The organism is Micromonospora sp. NPDC005206 (genome assembly GCF_040608175.1).
Classification (GTDB): domain Bacteria; phylum Actinomycetota; class Actinomycetes; order Mycobacteriales; family Micromonosporaceae; genus Micromonospora.
The window spans coordinates 1-10629 of sequence record NZ_JBEXHU010000053.1; the positions used below are offsets into that span (position 1 = coordinate 1).

Consider the following 10629-nt stretch of genomic DNA (forward strand, 5'->3'; position numbering starts at 1 on the left):
CCTGTGCGTGGGAAGGGCTGGGTCCACTGTCGACCGATCGGATCGGGGTGGGGCGGAGCCGTCGTAGTACTCCGAGGCCGGGAGAGCCGGTCACACGTGTCACGGAAGGCGTCCGGGACGGCCCGCCAGGGCAGACCGGAGAGCTGGCTGTGCAGGCTCGGCTGGTTGCCCTTGACGGTCAGGATCCAGTGCGCGCCGCGTTCGGCGAGGTAGTCGACGTGCTCACGCTGGCAGTGCAGCGCGTCTGCGGTGATCACGGTGTCGCGCAGGTCGCCGATCTGGTCGAGCAGCGGCTGGAATCGGGTGATCTCATTGGTCTTGCCGTCGACGTCGGTACTGGCCAGGACCACGCCGACCGCCTGATCGCAGGCGGCCATCACATGCCGGGCCGCGTTGTCGGTGGTGCGCGAGCCGCGCAGGGTCTTGCCGTCGACGGCGATCGCTCGCCGGGACGCCGACGCGCCGGCCGCAGCCCGGTCGGCAAGCCAGACGCTGACCGCCGCAGTCAGTACCTGCGGGTCTATAGCCTGCAACAACCGGCGGATCATCGCCTCGGACGGGCGCCGATCCGGGGCCATGCCCAGCGCGAGCGCGGTCGCAGCCGGCACGTCGGCGACCCACTCAGCGATCGCGCTATACGACCGGTTGCCGGCCACCACCGCGCACACCGCAGCGGTCACCACGACCGTCAACCGGTGCCGCACACCTCGCCGGGCCCGCGGATCAGGCAGATGGGCCAGCACAGTGAGCAGTCCGCCAGCGGCTTCGGACACGGTCAGAGCCGGTGCACACGACACCGACGAGATCAGCGATGATGGCAGGGCGGGCATGACTCACTTCGGCGATCAACACGGCGTAGGAACCTTGATGATCTTCTGAACCGGTCATGCCCGTCTTGCTGCCATCAACAACGGCGCTTCTACTCCAGTCCACTCAAGTCAGACACCGCCACGACTTTGCCGGGGCCCTGGGCTGACAACCGGGTGCTCAAGCCGCTGAGCTACGCCAGCATGGGACCGGCCAGGGCCGGTGAGTGGAATCGGGCGGAGTCGAACCGCCGGCCTCTGCATTGCGAAAGCAGCGCTCTACCAACTGAGCTACGACCCCATGGCTTGGCCGTCCGGAGTTGAACCGGTTCTCCCTGGGTGCGCCAGGGCGGCGGCTCCACTCCGCCTTCGACCTCGCGTGCGCTCGGGGGGAGTCGAACCCCCACGCCTTTCGGCACACGGTTCTGAGCCGTGCGTGTCTACCTGAGTTCCACCACGAGCGCGTGGTGCCGACGCCCGGTGTCGATCCGGGTGCCTTCCGGTTATGAGCCGGATGCTCTGCCGTTGAGCTACGTCGGCATGGAGAGCCAGCGGGGCGACTCGAACGCCCTACCTCGCCCTTACGAGGGGCGCGCACCGCCAGTCGTGCTGCGCTGGCATGACCCCGGTGGGTCTCTCGCGGGCCGGGACGGTGCCGCCGTTTCACCGACGGATCACCGGCAGGGGCGCGACATCCCTGCCTTCTCCCTGGCCTCCCGGCCTGCGAGGGACCCGCCGGGGTGTGGAGCCGGCGGCCGGAGTCGAACCGGCGCGCGTCGCCATACAAGGGCGGTGCTCTGGCCTCTGAGCTACGCCGGCGTGAGTGCCCTCGACACGACTCGAACGTGCACAACGACCAGGACCTCGACCTGGCGCCTCTACCAGTTGGGCTACGAGGGCATTGTTCGCGGCAGGGGCACCTCTCGGTTCGCCGGCGGCTATGGGTGCACCCTGTGCCGACCCGCTTGCGCGCCCTGCCGTGGCTCCCAGGCCAGGATTCGAACCCAGCTTTCCGCATCCAGAGTGCGGCGTCTTACCGAATAGACGACCCGGGAATGGTGGCCGGCGAGCCGCGGTCTCGCCGGCCGGTGATCAGCGCTGCATCATGCTGGACCAGGTGGGGACCGACGGCTGGAACCGCAGCTCCATGCCCGCCTCGGCGGGGGTCAGGTCCGCCTTCCGCTGGTTGCACGCGTAGCACGCGCCGATCGTGTTCTTCCAGCTGTTCCGCCCGCCGCGCGAGCGGGGCACGATGTGGTCGACGGTGGTCGCTGGCGCCGGGCAGTAGCCGCACTGGTGGCCGTCGCGGCGCAGCACGCCGGCCTTGGACCACGCGGGCCCGTTGGTGTAGCGCCACTTCGTGACGACGTACCGGACGAGCCGGAGGACTCGCGGCATCGGGAAGACGCCGATGAGCCGGTCGGGCTCGGCTTCGTGGATCTCGGCGACCTGGCGCATGAGCATCCGGATCGCGTGTTTGACGGGGACCCGGTGCAGCGGTCCCAGGTCGGCGTTGAGGACGAGAACGGCGTCCACCGGGCCCTCCCTTCTCTCGTGGCCGGTGGTGCTTGGAGCGGCTGACCCGGGATCGAACGGGCGACCTCGACGTTGGCAACGTCGCGCTCTACCAGCTGAGCTACAACCGCGTGGAGCCGTCGGCCGGAGTCGAACCGGCGACCTGCTCCCTACCATGGAGCTGCTCGACCGACTGAGCTACGACGGCATGGTGTGCTGCGTGCCCCGAGCGGGATTCGAACCCGCACTGTGCGCAGTTTGAGTGCGCTGCCTCCTACCGAGTTGGGCTACCGAGGCGTGATTCCCGCAGGTTGCGGCGTCGGATCTTTGATGATCCACTCAGGGACGGTTGAGTTCCGCTCCTGTAACTCGACCCCAGCAGCCTGATCCGAGGACCGAGGGGGACCCATGGCGCGCCGCACCTTCGTGCAGACGACCGACGACCTGACCGGAGAGCCGGACGCCCAGGAGGTGCGTTTCAGCCTCGATGGCGTGGAGTACCGGATCGACCTGACCGAGAAGAACAGGGCCCTCTTCGAGGAACAGCTGGCGCAGTTCGTTAATGCCGGTCGCCGAACCCGGAACGCTGCCGGCCGGGTCGTATCTCGGCCGGCGGAGTCGCAGACCGCGAAGCAGGAACGTCGACGGCTCATCCGGGCGTGGTGGGCGAAGAACGAGAAGCTGGTCGGTCAGAAGGTCACCGAACGCGGACGCATTCCCGCGAAGGTCATCGACGCGTACCAGCAGCACCAAACGCTGTCGGGTCCTCGCCCCAGCAAGTCGACCACCGCGATCCCCGCGGCGACGTTCTCCGCTGGCCGAGTGTGAGCTCCGGGTGCAGGAATCGAACCTGCGTCCTCCCGATCCAAAGTCGGGGCGCCCAGCCAGCAGAGCAACCCGGATTGGCGTTGAGCGGTACCGGGGAATTGAACCCCGACCGGCTGATTGGAAGTCAGCAGCTCTGCCGTTGAGCTAGTACCGCGAGATCGTGCGTAGGCCGTACGGGGCTCGAACCCGTAACCTTCTGGCTGAGAACCAGGTGAGCTGCCAGCTTGCTCCAACGGCCCATGGAGCTGGCGGGGATCGCAGTCGCGCGGCCGCGAACCCGCCAACGTGCCCGTCGCCGGCGTCGAACCGGCAACCTCCGGCTTTTCAGACCGGCGCTCTACCGCCTGAGCTTGACGGGCTTGCGGTGACACTTTCGTACCCGCGCCATCTTCGATGCGGTCACCAGGCGGGCCGGTGGAGAAGAGGGGACTCGAACCCCTGACCTTCGGCGTGCCACGCCGACGCTCTACCAGCTGAGCTACAACCCCATGGTCCGGGACCGGGGTGTCGAACCCCGTGTCTCTCGCTCCCAAAGCGAGCGGGTCAGCCGTCTCCCTCGTCCCGGATGTTGCCCCCCGGCCGGCCCGTGCAGGCGCCGGCCGGGGGTCTTGCTTATGCCATCCACTGTGGAGTTAAGAATATGCAGCGCCGCCGGCCGCAGCCGGGACGAAAAGCAATGGCGACAGGACTCGAACCTGCAACCTTCGGTTTTGGAGACCGGTGCTCTACCAGTTGAGCTACGCCCCTATGAAGTTGTTCGGGTAACGAAAAAGCCGCCCTATCCCTGTCGGGGTGGGCGGCTTCGCAGCTTGCGCTGACGCTATTCGCGCCGCCACCCCGGCTTCCAGTTCTGCTCGCTCGCGCAGAGGTCGTGGGCTCGCCCGATCGAGGGCAGCACGACACCGCCGCGCGGCATGAACCGCGTGGTTTCGGTGGACGCGTACTGCGACACGGGGAACTCCTTGGGTTGGTCGGGTTGACCTTGCTCATTCAAGGTAAGCGCTACCGCGTTCGGATGGCAATGGATATTCCGAGGCACCTTCATGTGATTCGCGGCCGGCTATAGCGAGCCGCTGTTGACGGACAGTCGCTTGAGCATCCCGGCGGTCGCGACGATCAACATCTCGGCGTCCTCGCGGGTGTACTCGAAGTCCTTCGTCACCTCGTCGTTCTTGTGGCCTGCGCCGCTCATCGTCGAAAACAGGTCCTCGACCATGAACGCCCAACGCTCGTCGAGGGTCCGCTGGCGCGGGGTCTTCGCCTTCGCCGCGGCGAACAGCTTCTGTGTGCCGTACGCGTCACGGACCTGCTCCACAGCCTTGCGGGCCTCCACGATCGCCGGTTCGATGTTGCCCTGCCGGAGCAGCTCGCGCGCCTCCCGCAGCGCCGCCACCGCGTCGGTGTAGTCCGCGCCCCTGGCCAGCGGCACCAGCAGTTCGACGAAGGCCCCAGCCTCCACCTTGACCATCTGCGCCGCCCACTCCCCGGCGTTGATGTCGAACCTCAGGTCCCCGGTCCGCATCCGCGGCAACGGGCGCGCCCTGGCGACTGCTTCCGCCAACTCCACGAAGACCTTCTCCGCCTGAAGTCCTGTCGATCCCGACCGCCGCGCCGTCCGGCCCTTCTCCGGGTCAGCCGAGGTGGGTGCCTTAGAGCCCGGCTGTTCCAGCGAATAGACCGACAGGTTCAGGTTCACCCACAGGTCCCCGCCTGCGCGCAGCTGCTCGACGGCGCGCAGCTGCTCGTCGGTGGCGAAGCCCGACAGCCGCACATCGCCTGCCTGCACGAGCGGCGTGACCAGGTTCGCGGTGTCCAGGGCGCACAACATCCGTTGCCGGCGCTGGTTGTCCTCGACGTGCATCCGGGCGCTAACCCGGTACGCGATGCCCGGTGCCAGGTCCTGTGCCTTGCTGATCCTCAGCGCCACCTCGACCTGCGCGCCCCCGGCGCCCGGATACAGGCTCAGGGCGCGTCGGGCCGGCTCCATCTGGAGGGAGTCTCCGTTGCCGAGGTCGATGACTGTGTTCATGGCTCACCTTTTCTCTGACGCTGCGGTGGCGCTACGCGCCGAAACCCTAGGGGACGCGGCCGGCGCGAGGCGAGGGCGTTATCGGCAGCACAGCCCGGCTCCGGCGGTGTCCGGGGTCGTCTACTGGGGATCCAGCACGGTGGTGAAGATGTCGGACCCGTCGGTGAACGAGACTCGCACTCCGGGGCGCCTCTTCCCGTCGACGGGAACACCGTAGGTCGCTACGTCCTTGACGTCGGGGTGGTGAGTGCCGGCCACGACGGCGGCGATGGCTTCGGCCCATTCGGCGGCGGACTCCGGCGCCCGCGGCACGGCAACCTGCTCGACCTCAGCACTACTCCCCGGCCAGGTCCCCGGTGCGTCCGCCGCAGCCGTTCCCGTATTCGTCCCGCCGCGGGCCATCTGCACCATGACCGACACGCCACCCGGCCTCGGGTCGGCGGCCAGGCCGACGGGCTTCGGGCCACCCTCGGTGAACCGGGCAACGATGCTGACCCACTGCTGGCCGGCGAGCAGGTGGGCGAGCCAACCCTCGAAGTATCGAACCCGCATTGGCTACGACTCGGTCGGCCGCTGGCGCAGCATGTCACCGAGGCCCAGGGCCCGCAGTAGCCGGCCGTACAGCCGGTCCATGACGGCCGTCAGGTCGCCGTCGAGTTCCACGCTGGTGGCGCTGGTGACCCGCTGGTAGTGGTCCTCGGGGTACGGGACGGGCCGGTCCCAGGTCCGGCGCGACGGTTCGCGCATCGGCGTGACGGTGAGCATGCCGTCCAGGCGGAGACCCAGGCCGACGATGCCGCGGAAGCCACTGCGCTCCGCTACCTCGGCGAACACGGCGAGGGCGAGGGCCGTGAAGGTGGCCGCTTCGTACTGGTTGATGAACTTCTCGTACTCCGGTCGGTCTCGGGCGATCGAGGCCCCGTCGGTGACGTCGCGCACGATGAGCGTCACGGCGCCGGATTCCGCCACCTCGAGGAAGGCGTACGTGTCCTCGCGGCTGTTGTACCTGAACGCGAAGCCGTTCGGCGTGGCGTATCCGTTGCGGCTGCTGAACGGGAAGCTGGCGCTCTGCATGACCAAGGGCGCGAGAGGGCTGCCGTCGCTGATGCGCCTCACGCGGTCTTGCGCCGCGTTGGCTACCTCGCCGAGCCACTTATTGCCGTCGGCCAGCTCGTCGCGCACCAGCTCCGGCCGGATGACGGGGATGGGCGTGATCGCGACCGCCAGCGTCGACAGCCCGAGGTCGAGCGCCGCGGCGCTGCGCCGCGCCCGCTCCAGGTCATCGAGGATGCTGTCCTCGGAGGCGTCGCGCAGGCGGTGCAGCCGGATCACCTCAGGGTCCGACAGCGTCCTGACGGTCCGGTCCGCCCTGCCGTAGTACCGCCCGTCGACCTGGTGCGGCGCGAACGGGCTGGGCGGAACGTCGATGACGATCAGGCCGGTGGAGGGGTCGTCGGGGTTGACCAGGTCGGTCGCGGTGAAGGCGAGCGGTGGGTCGACCCGGTTCTGGCACACCTGCTGGATCCGCTCGACCTGCCCCGCCAGTTCGACCGGCGTGAGGCCGGCTGCCCGACCGCTGTCCCGGTTCTCCTCGATCCCGATGACGAGGGTTCCCCCGTCGACGGCCAGCGCCGCGACGTCCTTCGCCAGTTCCCGCTTGGCGCTCTCGGCCGTGCCGTAGGTCTCACGCTTCAGCTCAAACTGCTGGTGCTCGTGCACTTCGCCCGATGCGACGTCAGCTGCGGCCTGCGCCCAGTTCTGCCAGGTCCACGATCGTCGGGGTCTCGTCACAGTCGCCTATCGTGGCACAGCCATACGACACCGCCCGCCCGCTCCGATGCTGACGTGCTGGTCGCACACGTGGTCACCGGACGTGGGACGAGACGAGGCGGGCGCCGATCACCTGCGCGCGTTGAAGGAACCGGTGGGCGGTGGCGTTGTCCAGGAATCCGCCCGCGGGCCGGCCGCCCGGGTGCGGGCCAGCGCGCTATACAGCGACAGGGACGAGTTGGCCGTAGGTGTCCCGCTGCCAAGCGCCGCTGTTTTGCCAGTCGATGGACTTGTTCCTGATCCAGTCGGCGGAATAGCGATGCAGGACGTAGTGCTGCGTCTCCCAGGGCATGAAATGCCCGGTCTTGTCGATGGAGACCATCAGCTTGCGATCGCCGGGAATCGCGCGGAATAGCCATTCGACGCTGAACGGCGGGCCTGGCTTCTGCGTGTCGCTGGGCACGGATGGCAGCGTGGATGAAAGTTGATTTATCTGTTGGTCGCTGGTTCCGTACACAATAGCCACCGGCACGCTTACGCCGAGCGCGTCGTTGCTCTCCACCTTGCTCTTTGTCCATCCATACCAGGCCGAGTTCCGCCATCGGATCACGCCTTGGCTTCCCCATGTTGCGCCGACCGGGTCAAGTTTCATGATCTCATTCCACACGAAATCTTCGATGCCGGTTTCCCGCTGTGGCGCCTCAGCGTTCCAGTCCGCCATAAATTGATCTCTGCTCGTGATGAACATTGGGCACCGAAACCTATCCGGCAGAGGGGGCAGCGGGTACGGCACAGGGGGTTCCGGGGGCGGCATGAATGGGGGTCGGTCGCCGAGGCCATAAGGTGGGAAGATGGGGGCGAGCAGGAACAGGCTTTCCACCCAGTCCGGCCATTTCATTACGTACGGTCCGACGATGTGAGCGGCTGCGGAGTGGCCGACGAGATTAACCTTTTGCACGCCCGCGGTTCCTCGGATCCAGCTGATGACTGCATGGAGCTCAGCTAGGTCGGTTTCCACCTGGTTGAGGTAACGAGGAAAGGGATAGTCCTCGTCGCAAGCTCCTGTAGGCAGCGGGTAGGGCGCTAGCTTGCTCTGGTCGCCTTTGAACGCGTTGCAGGCTACGTCCATCTGTGGGGAGCGAGTTGAGAGGCCGGACCCTTGGAGGTCCATGATGAATACTCGGAAACCTGACCGCGCCAAGTAGTTGGCCCAGTTGTAGCGGGCCCAACGACCGGTTGTGTCATCGTCGCCAAGGGCGAACACCGGGGCAGCCGGTACGCTTCTGCCATGCAGCATGAGGACGACCGGACCGGGTAGGCCTGGATCCCACTCTCGCACTGACAGGTCGATTACCCAACCAACGTCCGCCGGACTGTGCGGAGGCAAGCCCGTCTCGTACCACCACTGAAGGTGAGCCACCTTGTGGTCTCTTACGGTGATGTTCATAGATATCAAGCCATTCACTGGACTTCGCCCGGGCGCGAGCAGGCCCCAATCGTGCCCACATCAGCGACGGCTGACGCTCTCACACAGTTTCGGATAACCGATCCAGCCAGCAAGGAGCCACCGGGTTTCGTTCACCCAGACGTGCGATCGGGCGCAGGACTCCAAGTCCCGCCGTCCCGGCGACTCGCGCTCATCGCGGGTCCTCTCGCTGGTTTTTGATGCGATGCGCCAGCTCCTCGTCGACGGCGACGAGCAGGCTGAGGGTGAGGCCCCGGACTCGACCGGCGGTGCGGCGCCCTTCGCGCCGACGCGGTGAAGCGTCGCGGCGTCATGGTGGTCGAGGACCAGGCGCAGCCCGTGGTGCAGGTTGAGCCGGATCGTTTCGAGGGTGGCGGTGGAGGCCCGGGCGAGGCTCACGGCCGGTTTCAGTGGGCTGCGCGAGCCCGCAGCAGCCATGCCTCGATCGGTGCCGTGTCGGGCCTCTCCGGCAGCGGTGACTTCGTGGCGGCCATCTGCCGCTCGGCCGCGGCGAGAAGGTCGGCCGCGATCTGGAGGTCGCCGCCGGCGACGGCGTCGCCGAAGTCGTGGTACCACTCGGGGTACTCGAGGCGGATCGTGAGCGTGCCGGTGGTGTAGAGGTCGAGTCCCTGCCGGGTGAGCCGGGCCAGGTGCCGGGCGTGCTTCGCGGTGCGCTTGCGGGTGTCGGCCGAGAAGGACCCGTCGCCGCGTTCGCTGAGCCGGCGGAACTGCTGCATGGCGTAGCCGAGGTACGCGTCGCGGACGCGGGGTGCGGACAGGAACCCGACCGGATCCCGATCAGCTCGTCGCCGAGCGGTGTGCGGACTTCGTACAGGTCCTCGGGCAGCCACAGCAGCTCGGAGACGGTGGGGTTACCGCCGATGCAGAGGATCGCGAACTTCCTCGCCTCGTGGATGGTGCGGTCGGGCTTCGTCGTGACGTGCGATTCCTTCGGCGAGGTCAAGCCGTGCAGCGCGGCCGTGGATGCGGCGCCGACGGCCAGGAGGTCGACGTCGGAGCCGGGCCGGTTCAGCCCGTAGGCGTTGGAGCCGACAATGCCGGACAGCAGTACGTGCACTTCAGTTCCCCTGCTCGTGCACGTCATCGCGCAGTGACAGGCCGGGGTTGCCGCCGCACTCGGCGCGGCCGCGCGGGGTGGGTCCCGTCCGGTCGCCGCTGACGATCCGGCAGCAGGCCTTGTCTGCCGCAGCGAGGACGTCGGGCGGCACGTCCCGGGGGTAGTCGTTCGGGGTGCTCATCCGGCGTCCTCATCGTCGTACGGAACGAGCAGGGTCCGGACCTCGGCTTCGCGGCCCTCGGCGATCAGCCGGGCCGCCTTGGCGAGGTCGGTCCGGCGGAGCTGACCTTCCATGGCGTACGGGAGCAGCTCGTCGTCCCACCACCCGAACCGCACCGAGCGATCCGAGCCGCCGTGCTCGTCGGCGCGGGCGAGAGCGGCGGCAGGGGTGGCGTCGCGCGGAACCCAGCTCTGGCACGTGGGACACCGGCCGGTTGGGATGTCACCGCCGAGAAGCCCCATCACCTCGCGGCGGGTGCCAACCGCGACAGGTTGGTCCCGCTCGCTGCTCCAGATGACGTAGAGATTCTTGCGGCGGTGGATCTTGATGACGACGCGAGCCATCGGCACTCCCCTCGGCTCAAAAGTCGCCCTCGGCGACCTGGAAGACGGTCAGGCCGAGGGCGCGCCACATCCGCACCACCCGGGCGCGGTCGTCGAAGACGCCGACGACAGTGAACTTCTCGCGGGCCTCCCGGGCGAAGATCTCCGCCTTGACGACGGCGTCGTCGCGGGTGTCGCCGACCGCCCGCATGTGCAGCGCGAGGTAGGGCACCTTGACGTGCTGGTCCAGCCAGGCGACGGTGTCCGTCCGCGCGGACTCGTCCCGCCCGGAGCAGAAGACGACGCCGTAGCCGGCGCTGTGCATGGCGCGGACGGCGAGGATCACGGCGGGTTTCGGCTGGTCGCGGCTGACGCGGGTCATGTCGTACGGGCTGCGGTCGCCCTTGAGGGCCACGGTGCCGTCGATGTCGACCAGCACGATCTCCGGCGTGCCCGGCACCGGCTCGTATCGCTCCCACGGATGCCTCCCGGCCCAAGCTCCCGGGCCGGCCGCGCACGGTTCGTTCCATCCGTGCCCTGGTACTGCGCCTGGCTCGGGAGAATCCCAGCTGGGGCTACCGGCGTCTGCACGGCG

At 68.1% G+C, this 10629-nt stretch carries 13 protein-coding genes, 16 tRNA genes and 1 pseudogene; 1 reads left to right on the top strand and 29 read right to left on the bottom strand.

Annotation, left to right across the window (positions count from 1 at the left end; translation table 11 throughout):
- The 12 genes from ABZU69_RS36250 to ABZU69_RS36305 form a co-directional block, all read right to left on the bottom strand.
- A partial coding sequence (locus ABZU69_RS36250) for an ISAs1 family transposase (protein WP_354968758.1) occupies positions 1–773 on the bottom strand: 773 nt, incomplete at its 3' end.
- A gap of 261 nt (positions 774–1034) precedes the next feature.
- Positions 1035–1107: transfer RNA gene (locus tag ABZU69_RS36255), tRNA-Ala, on the bottom strand.
- A 79-nt stretch (positions 1108–1186) separates the two neighbouring features.
- Positions 1187–1270, bottom strand: a tRNA-Leu gene (locus ABZU69_RS36260).
- Position 1271: 1 nt separating this feature from the next.
- Positions 1272–1346 (bottom strand) — tRNA-Met (locus tag ABZU69_RS36265).
- A gap of 6 nt (positions 1347–1352) precedes the next feature.
- Positions 1353–1425: transfer RNA gene (locus tag ABZU69_RS36270), tRNA-Thr, on the bottom strand.
- A gap of 124 nt (positions 1426–1549) precedes the next feature.
- Positions 1550–1625, bottom strand: a tRNA-Thr gene (locus ABZU69_RS36275).
- 5 nt (positions 1626–1630) lie between these two features.
- Positions 1631–1706 (bottom strand) — tRNA-Leu (locus tag ABZU69_RS36280).
- Between the two features lie 80 nt (positions 1707–1786).
- Positions 1787–1861, bottom strand: a tRNA-Gln gene (locus ABZU69_RS36285).
- Positions 1862–1898: 37 nt separating this feature from the next.
- Complete coding sequence (locus tag ABZU69_RS36290; protein ID WP_354968759.1) at positions 1899–2342, bottom strand: HNH endonuclease; 444 nt, start codon at positions 2340–2342, stop codon at positions 1899–1901.
- A 33-nt stretch (positions 2343–2375) separates the two neighbouring features.
- Positions 2376–2452: transfer RNA gene (locus tag ABZU69_RS36295), tRNA-Gly, on the bottom strand.
- A 1-nt stretch (position 2453) separates the two neighbouring features.
- Positions 2454–2529 (bottom strand) — tRNA-Thr (locus ABZU69_RS36300).
- Between the two features lie 13 nt (positions 2530–2542).
- Positions 2543–2618, bottom strand: a tRNA-Leu gene (locus tag ABZU69_RS36305).
- Between the two features lie 111 nt (positions 2619–2729).
- Between ABZU69_RS36305 and ABZU69_RS36310 the strand changes: the two genes are divergently transcribed.
- Positions 2730–3149, top strand: coding sequence for an Lsr2 family protein (locus ABZU69_RS36310; protein ID WP_354968760.1), 420 nt, complete (start codon positions 2730–2732; stop codon positions 3147–3149).
- 1 nt (position 3150) lies between these two features.
- Here ABZU69_RS36310 and ABZU69_RS36315 read toward each other — a convergent pair.
- From ABZU69_RS36315 to ABZU69_RS36395, 17 genes and pseudogenes are all read right to left on the bottom strand, one after another.
- Positions 3151–3223: transfer RNA gene (locus ABZU69_RS36315), tRNA-Gln, on the bottom strand.
- A gap of 9 nt (positions 3224–3232) precedes the next feature.
- A tRNA-Gly gene (locus ABZU69_RS36320) sits at positions 3233–3303 on the bottom strand.
- Between the two features lie 11 nt (positions 3304–3314).
- Positions 3315–3388: transfer RNA gene (locus ABZU69_RS36325), tRNA-Glu, on the bottom strand.
- A gap of 47 nt (positions 3389–3435) precedes the next feature.
- Positions 3436–3508, bottom strand: a tRNA-Phe gene (locus tag ABZU69_RS36330).
- Between the two features lie 56 nt (positions 3509–3564).
- Positions 3565–3637: transfer RNA gene (locus tag ABZU69_RS36335), tRNA-Ala, on the bottom strand.
- Between the two features lies 1 nt (position 3638).
- Positions 3639–3714, bottom strand: a tRNA-Pro gene (locus ABZU69_RS36340).
- A 255-nt stretch (positions 3715–3969) separates the two neighbouring features.
- Positions 3970–4101, bottom strand: a complete 132-nt coding sequence (locus ABZU69_RS36345) for a hypothetical protein (protein WP_354968761.1) — start codon at positions 4099–4101, stop codon at positions 3970–3972.
- Between the two features lie 108 nt (positions 4102–4209).
- Positions 4210–5178 carry a hypothetical protein gene (locus ABZU69_RS36350; protein ID WP_354968762.1) on the bottom strand — a complete coding sequence of 323 codons (969 nt, stop codon included), beginning with the start codon at positions 5176–5178 and terminating at the stop codon, positions 4210–4212.
- Positions 5179–5298: 120 nt separating this feature from the next.
- On the bottom strand, positions 5299–5730 hold the full coding sequence (locus ABZU69_RS36355; protein ID WP_354968763.1) for a hypothetical protein: 432 nt from the start codon (positions 5728–5730) through the stop codon (positions 5299–5301).
- Positions 5731–5733: 3 nt separating this feature from the next.
- Entirely contained in the window at positions 5734–6969 is a 1236-nt protein-coding gene (locus ABZU69_RS36360) for an ATP-binding protein (RefSeq protein ID WP_354968764.1), read from the bottom strand.
- A 196-nt stretch (positions 6970–7165) separates the two neighbouring features.
- Positions 7166–8245, bottom strand: a complete 1080-nt coding sequence (locus ABZU69_RS36365; protein ID WP_354968765.1) for an alpha/beta hydrolase — start codon at positions 8243–8245, stop codon at positions 7166–7168.
- A gap of 210 nt (positions 8246–8455) precedes the next feature.
- Positions 8456–8851 carry a hypothetical protein gene (locus ABZU69_RS36370; RefSeq protein ID WP_354968769.1) on the bottom strand — a complete coding sequence of 132 codons (396 nt, stop codon included), beginning with the start codon at positions 8849–8851 and terminating at the stop codon, positions 8456–8458.
- Positions 8821–9150, bottom strand: a complete 330-nt coding sequence (locus ABZU69_RS36375; protein WP_354968770.1) for a hypothetical protein — start codon at positions 9148–9150, stop codon at positions 8821–8823. Before ABZU69_RS36375 ends, ABZU69_RS36370 begins: the two co-directional genes overlap by 31 nt.
- A gap of 134 nt (positions 9151–9284) precedes the next feature.
- Positions 9285–9518: pseudogene (locus ABZU69_RS36380) on the bottom strand (nucleotidyltransferase domain-containing protein); the annotation flags it as partial.
- A complete protein-coding gene (locus ABZU69_RS36385; RefSeq protein WP_354968766.1) occupies positions 9493–9672 on the bottom strand; it encodes a hypothetical protein in 180 nt (59 codons plus the stop codon). The pseudogene ABZU69_RS36380 and the gene ABZU69_RS36385, both read right to left, overlap by 26 nt.
- The gene (locus tag ABZU69_RS36390; protein WP_354968767.1) at positions 9669–10055 is read right to left on the bottom strand and encodes a hypothetical protein; all 387 of its coding nucleotides are present in this window, start codon (positions 10053–10055) and stop codon (positions 9669–9671) included. The genes ABZU69_RS36385 and ABZU69_RS36390 overlap by 4 nt, the downstream gene beginning before the upstream one ends.
- 16 nt (positions 10056–10071) lie before the next feature.
- Positions 10072–10494, bottom strand: a complete 423-nt coding sequence (locus ABZU69_RS36395) for a hypothetical protein (RefSeq protein WP_354968768.1) — start codon at positions 10492–10494, stop codon at positions 10072–10074.
- Positions 10495–10629 lie beyond the last annotated feature (135 nt).

Excerpts from the sequence above, each read along its gene's own strand:
- ABZU69_RS36310 (WP_354968760.1), top strand. The coding sequence starts at position 2,730 with ATGGCGCGCCGCACCTTCGTGCAGACGACCGACGACCTGACCGGAGAG.
- ABZU69_RS36370 (WP_354968769.1), bottom strand. The coding sequence starts at position 8,851 with ATGGCTGCTGCGGGCTCGCGCAGCCCACTGAAACCGGCCGTGAGCCTC.
- ABZU69_RS36390 (WP_354968767.1), bottom strand. The coding sequence starts at position 10,055 with ATGGCTCGCGTCGTCATCAAGATCCACCGCCGCAAGAATCTCTACGTC.
- ABZU69_RS36365 (WP_354968765.1), bottom strand. The coding sequence starts at position 8,245 with ATGCTGCATGGCAGAAGCGTACCGGCTGCCCCGGTGTTCGCCCTTGGC.
- ABZU69_RS36350 (WP_354968762.1), bottom strand. The coding sequence starts at position 5,178 with ATGAACACAGTCATCGACCTCGGCAACGGAGACTCCCTCCAGATGGAG.
- ABZU69_RS36355 (WP_354968763.1), bottom strand. The coding sequence starts at position 5,730 with ATGCGGGTTCGATACTTCGAGGGTTGGCTCGCCCACCTGCTCGCCGGC.
- ABZU69_RS36375 (WP_354968770.1), bottom strand. The coding sequence starts at position 9,150 with ATGCAGCAGTTCCGCCGGCTCAGCGAACGCGGCGACGGGTCCTTCTCG.
- ABZU69_RS36385 (WP_354968766.1), bottom strand. The coding sequence starts at position 9,672 with ATGAGCACCCCGAACGACTACCCCCGGGACGTGCCGCCCGACGTCCTC.